General features: G+C 61.0%; 14 protein-coding genes. 8 read left to right on the forward strand and 6 right to left on the reverse strand.

Annotated features, from left to right (window positions below):
• Window positions 1-177: 177 nt before the first annotated feature.
• From FP026_RS22545 to FP026_RS30310, 6 genes are all read left to right on the forward strand, one after another.
• Window positions 178-1,419, forward strand: a complete 1,242-nt coding sequence (locus FP026_RS22545; protein ID WP_149636814.1) for an efflux RND transporter periplasmic adaptor subunit — start codon at window positions 178-180, stop codon at window positions 1,417-1,419.
• Entirely contained in the window at window positions 1,416-4,535 is a 3,120-nt protein-coding gene (locus FP026_RS22550; RefSeq protein WP_149636815.1) for an efflux RND transporter permease subunit, read from the forward strand. Before FP026_RS22545 ends, FP026_RS22550 begins: the two co-directional genes overlap by 4 nt.
• A 230-nt stretch (window positions 4,536-4,765) precedes the next feature.
• Complete coding sequence (locus FP026_RS22555; protein ID WP_149636816.1) at window positions 4,766-6,055, forward strand: Hsp70 family protein; 1,290 nt, start codon at window positions 4,766-4,768, stop codon at window positions 6,053-6,055.
• Between the two features lie 54 nt (window positions 6,056-6,109).
• Window positions 6,110-6,994, forward strand: coding sequence for a uracil-DNA glycosylase (locus FP026_RS22560; RefSeq protein WP_149636817.1), 885 nt, complete (start codon window positions 6,110-6,112; stop codon window positions 6,992-6,994).
• Between the two features lie 138 nt (window positions 6,995-7,132).
• Window positions 7,133-7,324: a hypothetical protein gene (locus FP026_RS22565; protein WP_149636818.1), complete on the forward strand. Its 192-nt coding sequence runs from the start codon at window positions 7,133-7,135 to the stop codon at window positions 7,322-7,324.
• A 53-nt stretch (window positions 7,325-7,377) separates the two neighbouring features.
• Window positions 7,378-7,539: a hypothetical protein gene (locus FP026_RS30310; protein ID WP_188112657.1), complete on the forward strand. Its 162-nt coding sequence runs from the start codon at window positions 7,378-7,380 to the stop codon at window positions 7,537-7,539.
• 63 nt (window positions 7,540-7,602) lie between these two features.
• Here the strand turns inward: FP026_RS30310 and FP026_RS22570 are convergent, their stop codons facing one another.
• Window positions 7,603-8,481: a hypothetical protein gene (locus FP026_RS22570; protein ID WP_149636819.1), complete on the reverse strand. Its 879-nt coding sequence runs from the start codon at window positions 8,479-8,481 to the stop codon at window positions 7,603-7,605.
• 491 nt (window positions 8,482-8,972) lie between these two features.
• Between FP026_RS22570 and pepN the strand changes: the two genes are divergently transcribed.
• The gene (gene pepN / locus FP026_RS22575) at window positions 8,973-11,621 is read left to right on the forward strand and encodes an aminopeptidase N (protein WP_149636820.1); all 2,649 of its coding nucleotides are present in this window, start codon (window positions 8,973-8,975) and stop codon (window positions 11,619-11,621) included.
• A gap of 229 nt (window positions 11,622-11,850) precedes the next feature.
• The gene (locus FP026_RS22580; protein ID WP_149636821.1) at window positions 11,851-14,166 is read left to right on the forward strand and encodes a PAS domain-containing sensor histidine kinase; all 2,316 of its coding nucleotides are present in this window, start codon (window positions 11,851-11,853) and stop codon (window positions 14,164-14,166) included.
• 100 nt (window positions 14,167-14,266) lie between these two features.
• On the opposite strand, the gene FP026_RS22585 is transcribed toward FP026_RS22580, so the two are convergent.
• The 5 genes from FP026_RS22585 to FP026_RS22610 all read right to left on the reverse strand — a co-directional run bounded on the left by FP026_RS22585 (window position 14,267) and on the right by FP026_RS22610 (window position 21,953).
• Complete coding sequence (locus FP026_RS22585) at window positions 14,267-17,227, reverse strand: bifunctional [glutamine synthetase] adenylyltransferase/[glutamine synthetase]-adenylyl-L-tyrosine phosphorylase (RefSeq protein WP_149636822.1); 2,961 nt, start codon at window positions 17,225-17,227, stop codon at window positions 14,267-14,269.
• 153 nt (window positions 17,228-17,380) lie between these two features.
• Window positions 17,381-18,796 (reverse strand): sensor histidine kinase, encoded by a 1,416-nt coding sequence (locus FP026_RS22590; protein ID WP_149636823.1) that lies wholly within the window; start codon window positions 18,794-18,796, stop codon window positions 17,381-17,383.
• A complete protein-coding gene (locus FP026_RS22595) occupies window positions 18,793-19,551 on the reverse strand; it encodes a response regulator transcription factor (protein ID WP_149636824.1) in 759 nt (252 codons plus the stop codon). Before FP026_RS22595 ends, FP026_RS22590 begins: the two co-directional genes overlap by 4 nt.
• Before the next feature lie 205 nt (window positions 19,552-19,756).
• Window positions 19,757-21,310, reverse strand: coding sequence for a Do family serine endopeptidase (locus FP026_RS22605; protein ID WP_149636826.1), 1,554 nt, complete (start codon window positions 21,308-21,310; stop codon window positions 19,757-19,759).
• Window positions 21,311-21,497: 187 nt separating this feature from the next.
• Window positions 21,498-21,953: a cytochrome c-type biogenesis protein gene (locus FP026_RS22610; protein ID WP_149637177.1), complete on the reverse strand. Its 456-nt coding sequence runs from the start codon at window positions 21,951-21,953 to the stop codon at window positions 21,498-21,500.
• Between the last annotated feature and the right edge of the window lie 4 nt (window positions 21,954-21,957).

Below are 21,957 nucleotides of genomic sequence, written 5' to 3' on the forward strand. Positions count from 1 at the left end.
TGGTAAATTGCGCTTGATCAGCGTTCACCAATTCACGTTATAGGGACAGAATTACCGAACGTTAGCGGTAACAGCGATGTGATGGATTGCGGCGAAGCTCGTCTTTGTTGTGCGGCGCAATAAATACACTTCAACGTCATCGCGCTTCCTGCAACTCGCCTCGACCGGTTCTTTAATATGAAAAAATTCTGGCTTCCCCTCGGCCTTCTTGTCGTCGCAGCCCTTGTTGCATGGGGCTATCGCGATCGTATTCCTTTCCTTTCCGCATTTGTCGACCAAGCATCCGCAGAAACCAAAGACGCCAGCAAGGCGGCGCAAGCAGGCGGTCACAAGCGCGAAGCCGCTCCCACCGCCGTCAAGACCGTTGCCGTAACGAAAAGATCGCTGCCGAACGACGTAACGGCCACCGGCTGGGCTGACGCGCAGGACACCACCACCGTCGCCGCGCAGGAAGCAGGCCTGATCACCGAGATCGAGGCGCAGGATGGCGCCATGGTCAAGGCCGGCGACCTGATTGCGAAGCTGGATCCGCGCACCGCGCAAGCCTCGGTCGACAAGGATCAGGCAAACCTCGCCAAGGATCAGGCTACGCTTGTCGAGGCGGAAGCAGCGCTTACCCGCGCCAAGAACCTGCTCAACAATGCTGGCACGCAGCAGACGGTCGATCAGGCAGTTGCGGCGCGCGACACAGCGGTCGCGACAGTCAACGGCGACAAGGCGCAGCTCGCATCCGACCAGGTGCTTCTGGAGCATACCGAAATCCGGGCGCCGTATGACGGCCGCCTCGGCGATGTGCAACTCAGCGTCGGCGCCTATGTCAGCGCCGGGACCGCGATTGTTTCTATCGCGCAATATGACCCGATCTACGTGAAGTTCCATCTGCAGGAAAGCCATCTTCGCGAACTCGAAGAAGCCATGAAGGCCGGCACCGTACCGGTCAGCACCGTGCCGCGATCGGCCGAAGGCAAGACGCGCCAGGGCGTCATGAGCTTCTATGACAACCAGGTCGATGCCGCTTCCGGCACCATTCTCGCCAAGGCGAAGTTCGACAATGCGAACGGCGCCATCTGGCCCGGCCAGTCGGTCAATATCGTCGTGCACTTCAATGACAACCAGCCGGTCGTCGTCGCGCCCACGGTTTCGATCAGTCCCGGTCCGGACGGCTTTTTTGCCTATGTCGTCAAGGACAATGAGGTGCATCTGACGCCGGTCACCGTCGCACGACGGAACGGCGCATTTACAGCCGTCGCCAAGGGCCTCTCGGAAGGCGATCATGTCGTTACCGAAGGACAGGTGCAGCTGAACGACGGCCAGAGCGTCGTCGAGCAGTTCAGCGATGGCACGCCGCAGAAAGTCGCCTCGGCTGACGATCAGTCAGGCCAGAAAACCGAAACGATTTCCGTCGGAGCACAGCAATGATTCCCGCCTTCTGTATCCGGCGGCCGGTGGCGACGACGCTACTGGCCCTAGGTGTGGTCATGGCTGGCCTGGCGGGATATCAGCTTGTTCCTGTGGCCGCCCTGCCGCAAGTCGATTTCCCGACCATCAACGTCACCGCACAGTTGAATGGCGCTTCGCCGCAGACCATGGCGACATCGGTTTCGACGCCGCTGATCAAACAGTTCGAGACGATCCCCGGCATCAGCGAAATCTCGTCGAGCAACTCGCTCGGCAACACCAGCATCGTGCTGCAATTCGACCTTAACCGCGATATCGATGCCGCGGCCGCCGACGTTCAGGCCGCAATCTCGCACGCAACCCGCCAATTGCCTGATAATCTGACCGTGCCGCCAAGCTACCGCAAGACCAATCCCGCGGATGCGCCAATCATGCTGCTGGCCGTGCAGAGCGATACGATGCCGCGCAGCAAGCTCGACGAGATCGCCGAAGATATCATCTCGCCCTCGCTTTCCACCCTGCCAGGCGTGGCGGAAGTGACTGTTTTCGGTGCCCAGACTTATGCCGTGCGCGTCGAAGTCGATCCCGCCAAGCTGCAGAACCGCAACATCGGCATCGACACCGTCAACAATGCGCTTGTCAACGCCAACAGCCAGGTTCCGGTCGGCACTCTGCAGAACAATTCGCAGAGCATGACCATCAATTCCGATACCCAGCGCACCAATGCCGCCCAATTCCGCTCGCTTGTCATCGCGAACCCGAATGGCGCACCGATCCATCTGAGCGACGTCGCAGACGTGCAGGACAGCGTGGAGAACACCAATACCGGCTCCTGGTATGACGGCAAGCGCGCGATCATTCTCGCCATCCAGCGCCAGCCGGATGCCAATACGGTCGACGTGGTCGATGCCATCAATGCCAAGCTGCCGCAATTGCATGCGGAAATACCGGCATCGGTGAAGACGACCGTCATGAACGACGCGGCGCAGCCGATCCGCGATGCGATTTCCGACGTCAAATTCACGCTGATGCTGACGATCGGCCTTGTCGTGCTGGTGATCTATCTCTTTACCGGTCACGTCACGGCAACGATCATCCCAGGCCTTGCCGTGCCGCTGTCGCTGATCGCGACATTCGGCATGATGTATGTGCTGGGATACAGTATCGACAACATCTCGCTGCTAGGCCTGACGCTTGCGGTCGGTCTCGTGGTGGACGACGCGATCGTCATGCTCGAGAATATATTGCGTCATGTCGAAGAAGGCATGCCGGTGCTCGAGGCGGCGCTGAAGGGGTCGGCTGAGGTCAGCTATACCATCATCTCGATGTCGATCTCGCTGATCGCGGTGTTTATCCCGATCCTCTTGATGGGCGGCGTGGTCGGCCGCATCTTCAACGAATTCGGCATGGTCGTTGCCATCGCCATCGTGTCGTCGGCCGTCGTTTCGCTGACCGTCACGCCGATGCTCAGCTCACGCCTGTCGGCGGGTCAGGGCGAGCCGCCCTACCCGGTGCGCCTCTTCAATATGGGCTTCGACTGGACCCAGCGCGGCTACGACCGAGGCGTTGCCTGGTGCCTGCGCCATCGCGGCACGGTGCTCCTGAGCTTCCTCGGCTCGGTGGCGCTTTCGGCCTACCTCTTCATGGTCCTGCCCGCGAGCTTCTTTCCGACGGAAGATATCGGCCGCCTGACGATCTCCACGCAGGCTCGGCAGGATATCTCCTATCCGGCGATGCAGGACCTGCAGAACCAGGCCGCCGCGCTTGTGAAACAGAACCCGGCCGTTGCCCACGTCATGTCCATCGTCGGCGGCAATGCGCGCCAGCCGCTGAACAACGGCACCATGTATGTCGAGTTGAAGGCGAAGGACCAACGCGAGCCGCTGGACAAGACCCTGCGGGAGCTGCGCGCCAGCATCAGCAAGATCGCCGGCCTGAAGGCCTACATCACACCGCAGCAGAGCCTGCGCTTCGGCGGTCGCCAGACGGCCAGCCAGTATCAGCTCGTCGTCCAGGCGCTGAGCGCCGACCAGACGAACCTCTGGGCCAACAAGATGCTCGACGCGATGCGCCGCGATCCGCGCTTCACCGATGTCGCCTCGGATGAGCAAAACAACGCCCTGCAGGCCAATATCGTCGTCGATACCGAAAAGGCAGCGCAATACGGGATCAACAACAATCAGTTGCGCACGTCGCTCGAAGAAGGTTTCGGCGGTTTCGCCACCGCGCAGATCCAGTCGACCGGCGACAGCTACGACGTCATCGTCGAATTCGACACGAGCAAGCCCTGGGACGACCAGAAGCTTCAGGAAATCCAGATCGCCTCTGCGAGCGGCGCGCTCGTTCCGCTGTCGAACTTCGCCCATGTCGAGCGCACGACAGGCCCCGTCACAATCAACCAGACGGGCCAGCTCGTCTCGACCACTGTATCCTTCAACCTGCCGGCCGGCGAAGCGCTCGGCGATGCCACGGCGCAGATCGAGCAGATCAAGAAGGATCTGAACGTACCGGCTGATGTCTTCACCTCCTATGGCGGCACCGCCCAGATCTTCCAGCAGTCGCAGGGCAGCACGCCTTATCTGATCCTTGCCGCTGTCCTGACGATCTATGTGGTCCTCGGCGTTCTCTACGAGAGCTTCATCCATCCGCTGACCATTCTCTCCGGTCTGCCGGCTGCCGCTCTCGGCGCCCTGCTTGCCTTGAAGGTCTTCGGCTTCGACCTGTCGATCATCGCGCTGATCGGCTTGCTGATGCTGATCGGTATCGTCAAGAAAAATGCGATCATGATGATCGACGTTGCTCTGGAAACGCTGCGCTCGAGTACTGGCATGTCGCCATCGGAAGCGATCCATGAAGCCTGCGTCCGTCGTTTCCGCCCGATCATGATGACCACCTTCTGCGCCCTGCTCGGCGCCCTGCCGATCGCGGTCGGCGGCGGTGCAAGCTCCGAGCTCCGTCAACCGCTCGGCATCGCTGTCGTTGGCGGCCTGGTGGTCTCGCAGCTTCTGACGCTGTTCATCACGCCGGTCATCTTCCTGGAGATGAACCGCCTGAACGACTTCCTTGGTCGTCTTGGCAAGCGGAAGGACAAGGATCCGCGTCACAAGCAACCACCAGCGGCTATCGCCGCCGAATGACAGCAACGGGCGCCGAAAGGCGCCTGTTTTGTTTGCGAGAGACCTGAAGCGCTTCGCTTGTGAAACGCCCACAAGGGATAGTGCGGCACGTAAAAATAAAACCGCCGTCAGGTCTTGAACTCGGAACCCAGCCATGTCATGACGCGCCCTCTTTGCGACAGGGACGCGTCTTGCGTCTCATAAGGGGCTCGGCCTCAATCCAGACAATTTCGACGGAAGGGAGTGCGGGCATGGCTCGGGCGCTTGGTTTCGACTTCGGCACGACGAACACGGTTCTGGCGACGGCCGATGGAACCGCGACACAATCGGTCGCCTTCCATAGCGCGGCCGGCACAGCCGACAGCATGCGCACAGCGCTTTCCTTCATGAAGGATTCAGGGCTCGGCGCAGCAGCATTGAAGGTCGAAGCCGGGCATGCGGCCATCCGGCAATTCATCGACAATCCCGGCGACTGTCGCTTCCTGCAGTCGATCAAGACCTTTGCGGCGAGCGCGCTCTTTCAGGGCACGCTGATCTTCGGCAAACGGCACAGCTTCGAGGACCTCATGGAGATATTCGTGCGTCGCCTGCGCGCCTATGCGGGAGACAACTGGCCGAACGACATTTCCCGCATCGTCACCGGGCGCCCTGTGCATTTCGCCGGCGCCAATCCGGACGCCGCTCTTGCCACGCAGCGCTACAATGCCGCGCTGACGCGCTTCGGCTTTCCGGAAGTTCACTATGTCTATGAACCGGTGGCAGCCGCCTTCTACTTCGCTCAGCATCTGAAGAAGGATGCGACGGTGCTGGTCGCGGACTTCGGCGGCGGTACGACCGACTATTCGCTCATCCGTTTCGAAACCCAGGCCGGAAAGCTGACGGCCACTCCCATCGGCCACTCGGGCGTCGGCATCGCCGGCGATCATTTCGATTTCAGGATGATCGACAACATCGTCTCGCCGGCGATCGGCAAAGGCAGCTTCTTCAAGAGCTTCGACAAGCTGCTGGAGGTGCCGACCTCCTACTATGCCAACTTCGGCCGCTGGAACCAGCTTTCGATCTTCAAAACCTCACGCGAATACGCCGACCTGAAGACACTCGTGCGCAGCAGCCTGGAGCCGGAAAAGCTGGAGACCTTCATCGAACTCGTCGAACATGATGAGGGCTATCCGCTCTATCAGGCCGTATCGGCGACGAAGATGGCTCTTTCGAGCGAAGAAGAAGCCGAATTCAACTTCCCGCCGCTCGGCAAGGCCGGCCGCAAGCATGTTCGCAGGGCCGATTTCGAGAGCTGGATTGCCGACGACCTCGCCCGCATCGAGGGTGCGCTGGACGACGTTCTGACGACCACGAACACATTGCCCGATGCGATCGACAAGGTGTTTCTTACCGGCGGCACTTCCTTTGTGCCGGCCGTGCGGCGCATCTTCACCGAACGCTTCGGCCAGGAGCGGATCGAGACAGGCGGCGAACTGCTATCGATCGCCCACGGTCTTGCCCTGATCGGCGAGCGCGACGATATCGCCCAGTGGACGGCCTGACATAGCACCCGCCCCGCTCTTTCGTTCCCGCGTTGCTTTGGCTAGAGTTCAGCCATGATTTCCGCCAGCGACCTCACCCCGGCCGAACTTGCCGCGCTTCTGCATTTTCATGCGGATGCCGGTGTCGATTGGCTGCTGGAAGAACAGCCGGTAGATCGCTTTGCCGAATTCGAGGCCATGCGTGCCGCGCGGCAAGGCGGGCGCGCCGCGCAGCCCCGCGCTGAAACTCCGGCACCTGCGACGCGGACACAACCGGATCGTCGCCAGGCTGCAAAGCCGACCGCACCTGCTGCAGCACCGCCGCGCGCCGCGCCCGCCATTCCCGATGAGCAGGCCGTGGAACAGGCGCGATTCGCCGCCGAAAGCGCACGCTCGCTCAGCGAATTGAAAACCGCGATCGAAGCCTTCAACGGCTGCAATCTCAAGAACAGCGCACGCTCGACGATCTTTGCAAGCGGTACCGCGGAAGGCCGAATCATGGTGATCGGCCCGATGCCGAGCGCCGACGATGACAGGGAAGGCGCGCCGTTTTCCGGCCGCGCCGGCCTGTTGCTGGACAAGATGCTGGCCGCCATCGGTCTGCAGCGCGACGGGATTCTGCTCGCCAACGTCATTCCGTGGCGGCCGCCCGGCAACCGGGCGCCATCCGCACCCGAAATCGAGATATGTCGCCCGTTCATAGAACGGCAGATTGCGCTCGCCGAGCCGAAGGCCTTGTTGCTGCTCGGCAATTTTACCGCCCGATATTTCTTCGGAGGGGGCGAGACCATCCACGGATTGCGCGGACAGTGGCGCGAGTTAAGCATTCTCGGCCGGGCGGTGCCGGCAATCGCCAGTCTCCATCCGCAGGAACTGCTGACCGCGCCGATCAACAAGCGCTTGGCCTGGAGCGACCTGCTGGCCTTCAAACATTATATCGACGCCGAAATATTAGGCTGATTTTCGCCACGATTAACGAAAAATGACGTTAGCCATGCATTTTAAGCATGGCAGTCTTCCGGCGTTGTGCATTGCGGAATCAATGTTGCGTTGCAATATAGACTTGTGTCTTGGGAGGAATCGAAAGGAACCAAGGCCATGACTGCACGTTTGCGCCCTATTCACTGCGGGTTTGATACCCTTCGCCGCGCCCTCGAGCCCGTGCGCGCGATAAATGGACATCGCAACCTCGGCATCGCTGCCAATGAGCAGATGATTGCTCGAGGTACTGGCGTTTCTGCTCGCGTCAGCCGTCCGACGGCAATCTTCGCGGATTTCCGTACCTGCTGAACACAGGCGCCAGTGGCGCCGCAGCGTAGCGTTTGATTATCAGGAATTATATCATGTCTTCCGGTTTGCGTTCCCTCATCGCCTTGTTCGATTCGGTCGGCCATATCGGCTCCGCGGTGCGAGCTGCCGAGGAATTTGAGCGCGCGCGCAACTTCCGCAAGGGGGAATGCCGCGAGACAGCTGCCGCGCGGGCATCGGCAAGCATCCCTCTTTGAGATTTCACGGGCGGATTCGCGTCTCCATCGGCCGCGCCTTAATGGCCAAGCCTGCGCCGGCCTTTACTCCTCAACAGCGAGAGCGGAGCGTCCCTCGATCGATCGCGCCCAGGCGAAAGCCTCATCGATCGCGGCCAATTTCACGGCCTGCCATCCGCAATATTGATCCAGGAAATCGCGCGACACCCACATACGAGTCTTCTTGACCTCGTCGTGCCAGCCGATGTCGCCGCGCTCGGCGGATTTACGCAACAGGCGCTGAAGATGGGTTCGCGATATCATGAAGTGGGCTGCCAGCGCCCGCGCATCGACGTGACCGATGTCGATCCTGTCTCCCTCCTCGGCGAGATCCAGTTTCGACATGATGTGATCGACGACAAGGCCGCCGGCTTCCGTCCAAAGAAATAAGCCAATGCATTCGGGCGGTTCACGCCAGATTTCCATTTCCAGGCAATTGCGCGCCATGCGGGGCTGGGCAAGATCCATCAGTGCCGGCGAGGCGGCAAGAGCCGCAGCCCGCGCGCCATCGTCAAGCAGATCGAGTGCGGTCAGGTTGGCGAGATACCAACCGAACATTGCGGTGAAGCTCATCTCCGTCGGCACATAACGGCGCGGGCGGCGAACGGGGCCGGGAGCCAGTTCGAGGAAGCGATAGGTCAGCAGTTCTTCGACGAAGCTCAAGACCGTATTGCGGCTGGCGACACGATACCGCGTGATGAGATCGCGGAGCGCGACGACGGTCAGCCCCGAGCCGGGAACGGCAGTGTCGTGCTCAAGGTGAAGCGCATAGGCCGTCTGCGTCAGAAGCCAGCGCTGATGCGAGGCGAGCATGCGCGCGATCCTCGGACCATTGTCGTAACGGTTGCGCAACGCCTCCGCAAGGAAGCGCAATGACGCGACGAATTTGGGATGACGAGCAAGCTGCTCGATGGAAAAACTCAATCGGGCCTCCTTGGGGTGCCCATTTCAATCAGCGACAAAAGGGGATGTTTCATTTTTGTGAACGAATTCACCGGAATCGATCATAATTCCGACATCTAATAGCATGCTATAGTTATGCAACCGCCCTTATATCGCAAGAGGTTAAACAAATAATTTACTTTAAATTATTGTTTCCTCGCCCGAACACCCTGTATTCGCCGGTAGTGAAGCCATGATGATCCATCTGAACGCGATGGTAGCAACTGTAACATCAGGCTGCAAATGCAGGCGGAAATTGGCGCCTGATCGATCCGATGTCCATTCAAGTGTTGCATTCAACCTGAAACGAAGACAGGCTGCCGGGCGAATACTTATTGTGCCATAACAAAACATATCGATGTCGTGACATGACTTTAACTTTGGTTCAGATTTCGATGTAATGATGCGACACCTTCAGTCCGAGGGAGGCTTCGGACCGCACCCGCCATAGCTTAGCCTGATCAGGATAGACCATGCGAACAGACACCGGCCAGATCGTCAATCTGGCAGACTACCGTCCCACCGACTTCGTTCTGGAACGCGTGGACCTTACCTTCGATCTGCATCCAACCGAAACCAAGGTCGAAGCGCGGCTGATCTTCCATCGGCGCGAAGGCATCGATCCCAAGGCACCGCTGGTGCTCGATGGCGACGAACTGGTTCTGTCCGGGCTGCTGCTCGACCAGAGCGAACTTCCCACCGAACAATATGACGCCACGCCGGAAAGCTTGACCGTTCGCGGCCTGCCCGAGAGCACGCCTTTCGAGCTGACGATCACGACCGTCATTAATCCCGAGGCCAACACGCAGCTGATGGGCCTCTACCGCACCGGCGGCATCTATTGCACGCAGTGCGAAGCCGAAGGCTTCCGCCGCATCACCTATTTCCCGGATCGGCCTGATGTTCTCGCCCCCTATACGGTCAACATCATCGCCGACAGGGCTGCCAATCCGCTGCTGCTGTCGAACGGCAACTTCCTTGGCGGCGCTGGCTATAGTGAAGGCAAGCATTTCGCCGCCTGGTTCGATCCACATCCGAAGCCGAGCTATCTCTTCGCGCTTGTCGCCGGCGACCTTGGCGTCGTCGAAGATACGTTCACCACCCTGTCCGGCCGCGAAGTGGCGCTGAAGATCTATGTCGAGCACGGCAAGGAGCCGCGTGCTGCCTATGCCATGGATGCGCTGAAGCGCTCGATGAAGTGGGACGAAGAGCGATTCGGCCGCGAATACGATCTCGACATCTTCATGATCGTCGCCGTGTCGGACTTCAACATGGGCGCGATGGAGAACAAGGGGCTCAACGTCTTCAACGACAAGTACGTGCTCGCCGATCCCGAGACGGCAACCGATGCCGACTATGCCAACATAGAAGCCATCATCGCCCACGAATATTTCCATAACTGGACCGGCAACCGCATCACCTGCCGCGACTGGTTCCAGCTCTGCCTCAAGGAAGGCCTGACCGTCTATCGCGATCACGAGTTTTCCGCCGACCAGCGCTCGCGTCCCGTCAAGCGCATCGTCGAAGTCCGGCATCTGAAATCGGAACAGTTTCCGGAAGACAGCGGACCGCTCGCCCATCCGGTTCGCCCGACAAAATATCGTGAAATCAACAACTTCTATACGACGACCGTCTATGAGAAGGGCAGCGAAGTCACGCGCATGATCGCAACCCTGCTCGGCCGCGATCTCTTCAAGCAGGGCATGGATCTCTATTTCGATCGGCATGATGGTCAGGCCGTCACGATCGAGGATTTCGTTAGATGTTTCGAGGATGTCAGCGGCCGCGATCTCACGCAGTTTTCGCTTTGGTACCACCAAGCCGGCACGCCCCTCGTCACCGCATCCGCCGCCTATGATGCCGAAGCCAAGACGTTCACCTTGTCGCTTGAGCAGATGGTGCCGGCAACGCCTGGCCAGACCGCCAAGAAGCCGATGCACATTCCGCTGCGCATGGGCTTGCTGGCCGAAAACGGCACCGTCATCACGCCTGCATCCGTCATCGGCGCGGAGCTCACCGACGATGTCCTGCACCTGACGAAGCAGACGCAGACGGTGACGTTCCACGGCATTCCCTCACGGCCGGTTCTGTCGCTCAATCGCAGCTTCTCGACACCGATCAACCTGCAATTCAGCCAGAGCACCCGCGATCTCTCGCTGATCGCGCGCTACGAGACCGATCATTTCGCCCGCTGGCAAGCGCTGATCGATCTTGGCCTGCCCAACCTCTTGCAGGCGGCGCGCGATGCACGTCAGGGCATCGACATCACCTGCGGTTCGGCCTTCACCGACGCACTGCTCGCAGCCGCGGCCGACGAAAGCCTGGAGCCGGCATTTCGTGCCCAGGCGCTTGCCCTGCCGAGCGAGGCCGATATTGGCCGGGAGCTTGGCGGCAATAACGATCCGGATGCCATTCATGCCGCGCGCCAGACGATCATCAAGCGGGTGGCCGAGGCCGGAAAACAGGTCTTCACCGCGCTTTATGACGGCATGCAGACGACAGGCGTCTTCTCGCCGAATGCTGCAAGCGCCGGCCGCCGCGCCTTGCGCAACACGGCGCTAGGCTACCTGTCGCAGCTGGACGAGACGCCGGCGAGAGCGAAAGCTGCCTATGATGCCGCGAACAATATGACCGATCTCAGTGCCGCGCTGACCATTCTGGCGCAGCGCTTCCCGGATACGGCGGAGACGGCGGCAGCGCTTGCGCATTTCCGCGACCGCTTCGCAGACAATGCGCTCGTCATCGACAAGTGGTTCGCCATTCAGGCCGCAATCCCTGGCGCGGGCGCGCTGGAGCGCATTCGGCTGCTGATGGAGACGCCCCTGTTCAAGCGCACCAATCCGAACCGTGTACGCGCAGTCCTCGGCACCTTCGTCTTCGCGAACCCGACCGGCTTCGGTCGGGCAGACGGCGCCGGATACCATTTCCTGGCCGACGAGATCCTTGAGATCGATCCGCGCAACCCGCAGCTCGCAGCCCGCATCCTGACGTCGATGCGCTCCTGGCGGCTGCTGGAACCGGTGCGCGCCGACCATGCCCGCTCGGCACTGATGCGGATCGAACGCTCGAACAACCTTTCGACCGACGTACGCGACATCGTGGACCGCATTCTGAAGGAGTGACTGCGATCTCCCCGGGTGCCGATTTCAAGAGCTGATTTGCGTCGGCCTTTTCAGCTTCAGCGAGTCCCGAATACGCGCAACTTACCGCTGCGTGTGCGAAATATGCTGAAATCGCAGATGGTTAAGAAAGTTTTACCGCACCCTCTGGACAAGCCGAATCACGAATGATTCATTAAGGCAGATTCGGGCGAGCGGTGCAGCGAATCACACGAGGGACAAGGCTGAAGCGATGGTGGACGTGCGGCGGGCAACCGCGGCCGAAGGACGGCTGCGTGTTAATTTCGACGGTCTGAAATCCTGGCATAGCGGCGTTACCGATCGAACCGGAGTGCGTGTGGAGACGATCTCGCGCCGCTTCCCGCAGACGGAACATATTCTCAAGCGCGTCATTCCGGTTCTCATCGTTTCCTTCCTGATGGTCGTTGCCGCCTCGCATTTCTTCGGAATGATCACGGAACATGGCCGGATGGCGGCGTCTGCCCGCCGTACGACTTCGCTTTCCATCGCCGCCGCATCCGCCGCCCTTTCGAACGATGCCAGCCTGTTCCAGGCCGGCGACCGCAGCGGCGCAGAACGAAAATTGGCCTCCTATTTGCCGCAGGATCGATTGGATACCGGCGCATTCGTGCTGCTCGTGCAGTCGAGCGGCCGCGTGTTCGGCTCGTCGGCGGCCGGCTCCGGCTATATCGGCATGCTGATCTCCGACTTCTTTCCGGAAGTGTCGGCCATCCGCAATTTCGGCGACCATGCCGGCGTGATCGAAACCATGATCGGCGGCGAGCCCTATTACGCGGCGATCTCCCTGATCGGCGACAAGGGCGATTTCATCCTGTCGGCCGCATCGATGGATCAGATCGACAAACTCTGGCGCGACGAGCTGACGCTGAACGTCACGCTCTTTGCCGGCATCTCCTCCATCCTGCTCGTCATTCTCTATGCCTATTACACCCAGGTGAAGCGGGCCCGGGACGCGGATGAAATCTTCCTCGAATCGAACCTGCGGGTCGAGACAGCGCTTTCGCGCGGACGCTGCGGCCTTTGGGATTTCGATTTCACCAGCCGCAAGTTCTTCTGGTCGCGCTCGATGTACGACATGCTCGGGATGCCGGCCGCCGACAAGCCTCTCGCCTTCACGGATGCGGCGCGGCTGATGCACCCGGACGACAATAGCCTTCACATGCTCGCCCGCTCCATCACCCGCGGCAATGCCGGCCAGGTGGACCAGATCCTGCGTATCCGCCATGCCAAGGGACATTATGTCTGGATGCGCGCCCGCGCCCAGGTGATCCGCACCAATTCGGGCCGCGTGCACATGATCGGCATCGCCATGGATGTCACCGAGCAGCACCGGCTGGCGCAGCGCTATGCCGAAGCCGACCAACGGCTGGCCGATGCCATCGAATGCACCTCCGAAGCCTTCGTGCTGTGGGACAAGAACGATCGTCTCGTCATGTGCAACGCGCATTTTCAGCAGGCTTACGGCCTGCCCGACAATGTGCTGGTGCCCGGCACCGAGCGCGCCGTCGTCAATGCCGCGGCAGTTCGGCCGGTCATCGAGCGGCGCATCGTCGATCCCGGCCGCATCAGTCATTCGCAGACGACGGAAGTGCAGCTGGCCGACGAGCGCTGGCTGCAAATCAACGAGCGCCGTACCCGCGACGGCGGCCTCGTCTCCGTCGGCACTGATATCACGCAGCTGAAGCGCAATCAGGAGCGCCTTCGCGAGTCCGAGCGCCGGCTGATGGCGACGATCAACGATCTCTCCGCCTCAAGGCAGATCCTGGAGCGGCAGAAGGCCGAGCTTTCGACCGCCAATGCCAACTACCTTGCGGAAAAAGAGCGGGCCGAAGCGGCCAACAGGGCCAAGTCGGAGTTCCTCGCCAATATGTCGCATGAGTTGCGCACGCCGCTCAACGCCATCCTCGGCTTCTCGGAGATCCTGCACGACCAGATGTTCGGCCCGCTCGGCTCCGCCCGCTACAACGAATATGCCAAGGATATCCACGACAGCGGCAAGCATCTGCTCAACGTCATCAACGACATTCTCGATATGTCGAAGATCGAAGCCGGGCATATGAAGCTCTCCTGCGAGCAGATCAATCTGGCGCCGCTCATCGAGGAGTGCCTGCGTTTCACCCGCATCCCGGCCGCTCAGAAGAACATTCTCGTCGAGCAGAACATTTCCTCGGAGATCAAGCTGAGTGCCGACCGCCGAGCGATGAAGCAGATCGTGCTCAACCTGCTCTCCAACGCCGTGAAATTCACCAATGACGGCGGCCGTATCGCGGTTCGCACGCGCAAGGTCGAGGATGCTGTCATGCTTGTCATCGCCGACACGGGCATCGGCATTCCGAAATCAGCCTTGAGCAAGATCGGCCAGCCCTTCGAACAGGTGCAGAGCCAATATGCGAAGAGCAAGGGAGGCTCAGGCCTTGGGCTCGCCATTTCCAGATCGCTGACCGCGCTGCATCATGGCCGCATGCGCATCCGCTCCCGCGAAGGCATCGGCACCGTCATCGCGATCCGTATCCCTGATCAGCGCTAAAGCGCGTCGCGATCTTTCAGATTCGCTTCTCGCGCTTTAGGTCCTTGATTTTGCGCATGTCGTTGTCGCAAAACCGCTGCGCACTTTTGCGCGACATGCTTCAGCTTCCAACGGTTGCCTGGAATATCTTCCGCACCGCCTTCGACAGCCGCTTCAGCTCCGCTTCCAAGGTGCGGATGTCCGGGCAGTCGCCGGCGCGGCAGACCAGCTCGATCAGTCCCGAAGGCGCATTCTGCGGATCGAACGAGCCGTCGATGCACAGCCGGATGAGTTGCGACAGTTCCGTATAGAGATGCAGGGCCTCCAGGCAGACATCGAGATCATTGCGATCCATCAGGCTGGCGCCCAGCAGTTTCAACGCTTCCGCCGTGCTGAGCCCGTTCGCGTCGATGCCGACGCCACGCTCGGGTGCGATCAGCCGCAAATATTGCGCTGTGAATTCGATATCGATCAGGCCGCCGGGGATCAGCTTCAGGTCCCAGATGTTTTCAGGCGGCTTTTCCTGCTCGATCAGGCCGCGCATCTCACGAACATCCCTAGCGATCTTGGCCGTGTCTCTCTTTGCCGAGAGAACTTCGCCGATGATGCGCTCGGCGTCATTCACCAACGCCTCATCCCCGCCGATCAAGCGCGCCCGCGAAAGCGCCATGTGCTCCCAGGTCCAGGCCTCCGTGCGCTGATATTTCTCGAAGGAGTTGATGCGCGTGGCGACGGGTCCCTTGTTTCCGGAAGGGCGCAGCCGCATGTCCACCTCGTAGAGGATGCCTTCGGCGGTCGGCGCCGAGAGAGCGGCAATCAGACGCTGGGTAATGCGCGTGAAATAACGCGTGGCGTCGAGTGGCTTCGGCCCAGTCGATTCACCGGCCGTGTCGTCATAGTCATAGAGCAGGATAATATCGATGTCGGAGCCGGCCGTGAGCTCGAAACTGCCGAGCTTGCCCATGCCGACGACAGCGATGCGACCGCCAGGATATTCGCCATGCGCCCCGCGGATTTCCTTCATCACGGCATCCAGCGCCGCCTCGACGATCAGATCGGCAAGATAGGTGAAGGCTCGGGCGGCCATCTGCCCGCCGATCGCGCCCGTCAGCAGGCGGATGCCGATCAGGAAGCGCTGTTCGGATGCGAAGATGCGCAGGCGGTCCAGCACGTCCTCATAGTGTCTTGCAGGCGCCAGGAAGCTTCTGATGCGCTCCGCCAGATAATCGCGTGTCGGCAATTCGGCCATGAGGCCGGGGTCCAGCATGCCGTCGAAGACATGTGGCTTGGCCGCGATGATCTCTGCAAGACGCGGCGCCGAGGACATGATGTTGACGATGAGAGAAAGCAGCGCCTGATTGGTGCCGAGCAGCGAGAAGAGCTGAATGCCCGCCGGCAGGCCGGAGATGAAGCTGTCAAAGCGCAGCAGCGCCTCGTCGGCACGCTTGCTTTCGCCGAAGACACGCAACAGCTCGGGCGTCAGCTCCGTCAGCCGCTCGCGCGCCTCCACCGATTGGGTCGCGCGATATCGGCCATAGTGCCAGGTGCGGATCACATTGGCGATGTCGGACGGCCTTTCGAAGCCGAGACTGCGCAGCGTCTCCAGAGTGTCGGGATCGTCGCCCTGGCCGGTAAAAACCAGATTGCCGGTTCCGGACGACAACTTCATTTCCTGCTCGAACAGGCGCGCGTAACGCCGCTCGACCGTTTTCAGCGTCGTCACCAGAGCCTCAGAGAAGGCCGTTAGGTCAGCAAAGCCCATCATGAAGACGATGCGCCGGAGCTCGGCATCGGTTTCCGGCAGCAGATGCGTCTGCTCGTCGCGCACCATCTGGATGCGATGTTCGACATTGCGCAGGAACCAGTAGGCCGATGTCAGCTCATCGCGGGTTTCCGCGTCGATCCACTTCGCCTCGGTCAACTCGGCGAGCGTTTGCTCGGTTGACCGGCAACGCAATGCCGGCATGCGGCCGCCGGCAATGAGCTGCTGCGTTTGCACGAAGAACTCGATCTCGCGAATGCCGCCGCGGCCAAGCTTGACGTTGTGGCCCTTGACGGCGATCGCCCCGTGGCCCTTGTGCACATGGATCTGCCGCTTGATCGAATGAATGTCTGATATCGCCGCATAGTCCAGATATTTGCGGAAGACGAAGGGCACGAGATCGCGAATGAAGGCCTGGCCGGCGGCGATATCGCCGGCAACCGGGCGGGCCTTGATGAAGGCCGCGCGCTCCCAGTTCTGCCCCCTGCCCTCGTAATAGATCATCGCCGCGTCCACAGGGATCGCCAGCGGCGTCGAGCCGGGATCGGGACGCAGGCGAAGATCGGTGCGGAACACATATCCATCCGCCGTGCGCTCCTGCAGGATGCGCACCAGCCGCCGCATCAGCCGCGGGAAGATATCGATGGCGTCATCCGGATCGGGCACGATTCCTACCGTCTCGTCGAAGAAGACGACCAGATCGATGTCGGAAGAATAATTCAGCTCCTCGGCGCCGAGCTTGCCCATGCCGAGCACGATCAGCCCCGATTTCTGGCTCGGCGATGCGGGATCGGGGAGCGAAATCTTGCCGGCTTCGTGCGACGACAGCAGCAGATGGTCGATCGCCGCCGAGATGGAAGCTTCGGCAAGCCTGCTCAGCCAAAGGGTCGTCGCCTTACCATTATAAATGCCTGCGAGATCGGCGAGCGCGATCAGAAAGGCAGCACGGCGCTTGATGACGCGCAGGCGGCTCATCACCTCGGATTCCGAAGGTGACGAGCTGGCCTCCTCAGCCGGCAGCCAAGCGCGGCGGGCCTCTCCCATAAGCGCTTCGACCTGAGGCGATAGCGGCCTCTCGATGGCGGCCACCAGGAGCGGCGGTTCGAGATTGGCGATCTCGCGCAGATGAGGAGACAGAGTGAGCGCAGCGACGATGAAATCCCGCAATGCGCTCTCTTCGGCGAGCAAGGCAGCGACGGCAGGCTCTGCTCCGCCGATCTGCTTGAGATCGGCAAGCGCTGACTTCGTCTCGGTCTGGTTCAAAGGCCGCAACCGCCCAGACGGAACATCCCGCAGCAAATCGCTTTGCGTCGTCGTCATGCAGCTCTCCCCAACAGCAAGCGGATAGAGCATGATGCCGAAAAGTGTTAGGGGATTTCGGACAACATCATGCTCTACTTCTTTTATGCTAGAGCGGATTCAGATTTTAGGTCGTTTCGACCTAAAATCATCCGGCTCTCGTGCAGGATTAACCTATTGTTTCTGCATGGGGAAGATCATGGTGACCGTTAATCCCTTGGCATCGGGACTGTCGGGATCGGTATCGGAAAGCTCCAGCCGGCCGCCATGCAGCTCCATGACCGCCTCGACCAGAGCGAGGCCAAGGCCGGTTCCCGGCTTGGAACGGCTTTCGTCCAGGCGGAAGAAACGCTTGATCACATCGGCGCGCTGATGGGCGGGAATGCCTGGCCCATGATCGGCAACGGCGAGCGTCACCGCTTCGGGCGTGCGCGCTAGCCTGAAAGTTATCGCCTGCTTGCCGTTGCAGCCCGAGGCGTATTTGAGGGCATTGTCGATGAGGTTGAAAAGCGCCTGGCCGATCAGCTCGCGATTGCCCTGCACCTCGACATCAGGCTCGATATCCGCCGTCAGTGCCAGGCCGGCCTCTTCGGCAACCGGCTCATAGAGTTCGGCCGTATCGGCGACGATGGAGGAGAGATCGACATCGGTCATTTCGGCGGCCACCGATCCCGCCTCGACGCGGGAAATCATCAAGAGCGCATTGAACGTGCGGATCAGCTGATCGGACTCGCCGATGATGCCCTCGAGAGCGACGCGACGCCCTTCACTATCGGCATTGTCGAGTGCATCGGCAGCCTTGTTGCGCAGGCGTGTGAGCGGGGTCTTGAGGTCATGCGCGATATTGTCGGAGACCTGCCGCAGCCCTTCGTTCAGTTTCTCGATGCGCTCGAGCATCGAATTCAGCGACGCCGACATGCGGTCGAACTCGTCGCCGGAGCCGCCGACCGGCAGGCGCTGGGAAAGGTCGCCGGCCATGATCTTGCGGCTGGCATCCGTCATCCGGTCGATGCGCTTCAGCGCGTTGCGGCCGATGCCGAACCAGATGACCAGCGCGCCGAGGCCCATGATCGCCAGCGCCAGCATCAGCGCCTGGCGCACCAGCAAGCGGAAGCGCTCCGGCTCGCCCAGATCGCGGCCGATCAGGATGCGCAGGCCGTTGTCGAGGATGAAGATATTGGCGATCGCCAGATGGCGCCGCTCCGGATCGTTGGAAGCGTCCGTGTAGCGCTCGTAGACGAAGGGCAGCTCCGTCCAGCCGGCCTGGCCGAGAACGCCCGGCTGCACGGAGGCGACGTTGCCGGCCAGAATGTCGCCGGAAGGACCGGCAATGACATAGAGGTTGGCGCCCGGCTGACGGGCTCGGCGCTCCATCGTGCGCAGAAGCAGGTTCAGCCCGCCGATGTCATAGGCGCGCTTGACCTGATTGACTTCCTGCTGAACGGCATCGCGGATCTGCCCCGTCAGCAACCGTTCGGACATGGCCGTGACGTAGAAGACCAGCGTCGCGGCACAAAGCGCAAAAAGAAGGATGTAAAGGGCGGAAAGGCGGACGGCGGTGGACTTGAAGAGGACGCGGAAGCGACTCATCCCTCGTCCTTGATCATGTATCCGGCGCCACGGATCGTCTTCAGCAGCGGCTGGCTGAAATCCTTCTCGATCTTGGAGCGCAGGCGCGAAACATGGACGTCGATGACGTTCGTCTGCGGATCGAAATGATAATCCCAGACATTCTCGAGCAGCATGGTGCGGGTCACGACCTGGCCGGCATTCTTCATCAGATATTCCAGCAGGCGGAATTCGCGCGGCTGCAGCGGGATTTCCTTGCCGCCGCGACGCACCTCATGCGAAAGCCGGTCCAGTTCCAGATCGCCGACACGATAAAGGACATCCTGCTCCGGCGTGCCCTTGCGGCGGCCGAGCACTTCGACGCGCGCCAGAAGTTCGCTGAAGGCATAGGGCTTCGGCAGGTAATCGTCACCGCCGGCGCGCAGGCCCGTGACGCGATCGTCGACCTGACCGAGCGCGGAAAGGATCAGAACCGGCGTATGCACACCCTTGCGGCGCAGCTCGCTGATGACGGAGAGCCCATCGCGGCGCGGCAGCATGCGGTCGATGATAGCGACATCGTAAGTGTTCTCGGTTGCCATGAAGAGACCGCTCTCGCCATCGCTTGCGTGATCGGCAACGATGCCGGCCTCGCGAAACGCCTTGGTGAGATAGGCAGCCGCCTCGAGATCGTCTTCGATGATCAGAATCTTCATGTGGGCGACATTACCCGCCGAGGGTGTCTCGGCACAACCGGAATCGGAAGAATTCACGGCGTGTTGGCCAGTGGTTGTCATCTTGCACCTGCCTTGGAGCCAGCCTTATTGAATGTCCTGGACCGGTTCAGCTTTTCACGAAATCTCGGAACCGCCCTATCGCTCTGTTTTCCCGCAATTCCGGACGGAAAACCGCTCAGCACTTTTCCTGGAATTGCCCTAAAGAAGAAGCCGCGCAAGCCGTGGTCTGCGCGGCTTCTTGAATGCATTTCACACGCTGAAGGGATCAGCCGGCGTTGATCGGCAGAGCAACGAAGCGGCTGCCGTCACCAGACTGGATCTGGAACAGGGCGCGGGTGCGACCGTCCTTCTTCGCCTGCTCGATGACCTTGACGATGTCGCCGGCGCTGGAGACCTGCTGGTTGTTGACCGAGGTGATCTTCTCGCCCTCCTTCACGCCCTTGTCGGCGGCATCGGAATCGGGATCGACGGCGGTGATCGCGACGCCCTTACCATCATCGGACGGGCCGACGGTGAGGCCAAGATCCGCGAGCGCCTTTTCAGAGGACGGCTGCTGCGGCTGGTTCGGCTGCGAGTCCTCGCTGGAGGCCTGGGTTTGATCGGCCGGAAGCGTGCCGAGCTCGACGGTGACCGACTGCGACTTGCCGGCGCGCCAGATCGAAACGTCGACCTTGGAACCTGGCTGCATCGCGCCGATGCGGCGAGCGAGATCGCGCGGATCCTTGACCGGATCGCCATTGACCGCCGTCACGACGTCGCCATTCTTGATGCCGGCCTTCTGGCCGGGCGAACCGTCCTGCGGGGAAACGACGAGTGCGCCGCTTGCCTCGGAAAGGCCGAGGGATTCGGCGATATCCTTGGTGACCGGCTGGATCTGCACGCCGAGCCAGCCGCGAGAGACGGTGCCGGACTTGATGAGGTCGGCTACGACATCCTTGGCGGTCGTCGCCGGAATTGCGAAGGCGATGCCGACGCTGCCGCCCGACTGCGAGAAGATGGCGGTGTTGATGCCGACCACCTGGCCGTTGAGGTTGAAAGTCGGGCCGCCGGAGTTGCCCTTGTTCACCGGTGCGTCGATCTGGATGTAATCGTCATAGGGACCGGAATGAATGTCGCGGCCGCGAGCCGATACGATACCCGCGGTGACGGTACCGCCGAGGCCGAACGGATTGCCGACGGCAACGACCCAATCACCGACGCGAACCTTGGCGTCATCGGCCCAGCCGACATAGGTGAACTTCTTGCCCTTGGGATCGACCTTCAGGACTGCGAGATCGGTGCGTGAATCCTTGCCGACGAGCTTGGCGTCGAGCTCGGTGCCGTCATTGAGAATGACGACGAAGGCCGCGCCGTCGGACACAACATGGTTGTTGGTGACGATATAGCCATCTTCCGAAACGAAGAAGCCCGACCCTTGAGCGACCGGGCGCAGGTGGCCCTTGTCATCGGGATTCTTCTGCTGGTTCTGGCCATGCTGCTGGCCGCGGCCCTGCTGCTGCTCGAACTGGCGGAAGAACTTCTTCAGCGGGTGATCATCCGGAAGGTCATCGAAGCCACGGCCGAGACCGAAAGAGTCGTCTTCATCCGCAGCGGCATTGACGCGGGATTCGACGCGCACCGAGACGACGGCCGGCGACACGGCATCGACTACATTGGCAAAGCTCGGAACCTGCGGCGCCTGAACATTGACGGCATCGGCATAGGAACGGCTGACTTCGGCCGGAACACCCGTGGCCAGAGCAGCAACAGCGAGGCCGGCGACGACCGAGGCCTTCATAGCGGTGCTGCGGGACAGGCTGTCCTTGATATTCCTGAACATATGCAAGTTACCTTTTCTTTTCTCGTCGGATTTGCGCCGGCGAAACCGGCTTTGGCTCGTGGTGATAAAATATATAGGGCGCGACACCTTACGGCGAACTGTCCGCCCCATGAAAAATTCGTAATGTAAAGAAATGGTGGCAATGAGGTGAAGGAATGACGGGGAGGTGAAGGAATGACGGGCGGCGTCACTTTTCCAGGATCTCGTTCAATTGCGCCTCTTCCTCGTTGCTCAGAGGCTTGCCGGTGGGCTTGCCGGAACGGCGCCGCGCATAGGCAACCAAGGCCAATCCGCCGACAACGAAGAGCGCAACTGGCGCGCCCCAGAGTATATAGGTCTTCTCGCTCAAGCGCGGCTTGAGCAGCACGAACTCGCCATAGCGGGAAACGATGTAGTCGAGCACCTGCCGATCCGTATCGCCGTCGGCAAGGCGCTTGCGCACGAGCAGGCGCAGGTCGCGGGCAAGATCGGCATTGGAATCATCGATGGATTGATTCTGGCAGACCATGCAGCGCAGTTCGGCCGAAATCGTGCGCGCCCGCGCCTCGAGAGCCGGATCGAGCAGAACCTCGTCGGGATTGACGGCAAAGGCAGGGGCCGCGGCAAAGAGCAATGCCAGCAGCATAAGCAGGCGAGCGAACACCCCT

It is taken from the genome of Martinezella tropici, assembly GCF_008370325.1.
Classification (GTDB): Bacteria; Pseudomonadota; Alphaproteobacteria; order Rhizobiales; family Rhizobiaceae; genus Rhizobium; species Rhizobium tropici_B.

Excerpts from the sequence above, each read along its gene's own strand:
- FP026_RS30310 (WP_188112657.1), top strand. The coding sequence starts at position 7,378 with ATGTCTTCCGGTTTGCGTTCCCTCATCGCCTTGTTCGATTCGGTCGGC.
- FP026_RS22545 (WP_149636814.1), top strand. The coding sequence starts at position 178 with ATGAAAAAATTCTGGCTTCCCCTCGGCCTTCTTGTCGTCGCAGCCCTT.
- FP026_RS22605 (WP_149636826.1), bottom strand. The coding sequence starts at position 21,310 with ATGTTCAGGAATATCAAGGACAGCCTGTCCCGCAGCACCGCTATGAAG.
- FP026_RS22565 (WP_149636818.1), top strand. The coding sequence starts at position 7,133 with ATGACTGCACGTTTGCGCCCTATTCACTGCGGGTTTGATACCCTTCGC.
- FP026_RS22555 (WP_149636816.1), top strand. The coding sequence starts at position 4,766 with ATGGCTCGGGCGCTTGGTTTCGACTTCGGCACGACGAACACGGTTCTG.
- FP026_RS22580 (WP_149636821.1), top strand. The coding sequence starts at position 11,851 with ATGGTGGACGTGCGGCGGGCAACCGCGGCCGAAGGACGGCTGCGTGTT.
- pepN (WP_149636820.1), top strand. The coding sequence starts at position 8,973 with ATGCGAACAGACACCGGCCAGATCGTCAATCTGGCAGACTACCGTCCC.
- FP026_RS22585 (WP_149636822.1), bottom strand. The coding sequence starts at position 17,227 with ATGACGACGACGCAAAGCGATTTGCTGCGGGATGTTCCGTCTGGGCGG.
- FP026_RS22560 (WP_149636817.1), top strand. The coding sequence starts at position 6,110 with ATGATTTCCGCCAGCGACCTCACCCCGGCCGAACTTGCCGCGCTTCTG.
- FP026_RS22595 (WP_149636824.1), bottom strand. The coding sequence starts at position 19,551 with ATGACAACCACTGGCCAACACGCCGTGAATTCTTCCGATTCCGGTTGT.
- FP026_RS22590 (WP_149636823.1), bottom strand. The coding sequence starts at position 18,796 with ATGAGTCGCTTCCGCGTCCTCTTCAAGTCCACCGCCGTCCGCCTTTCC.
- FP026_RS22550 (WP_149636815.1), top strand. The coding sequence starts at position 1,416 with ATGATTCCCGCCTTCTGTATCCGGCGGCCGGTGGCGACGACGCTACTG.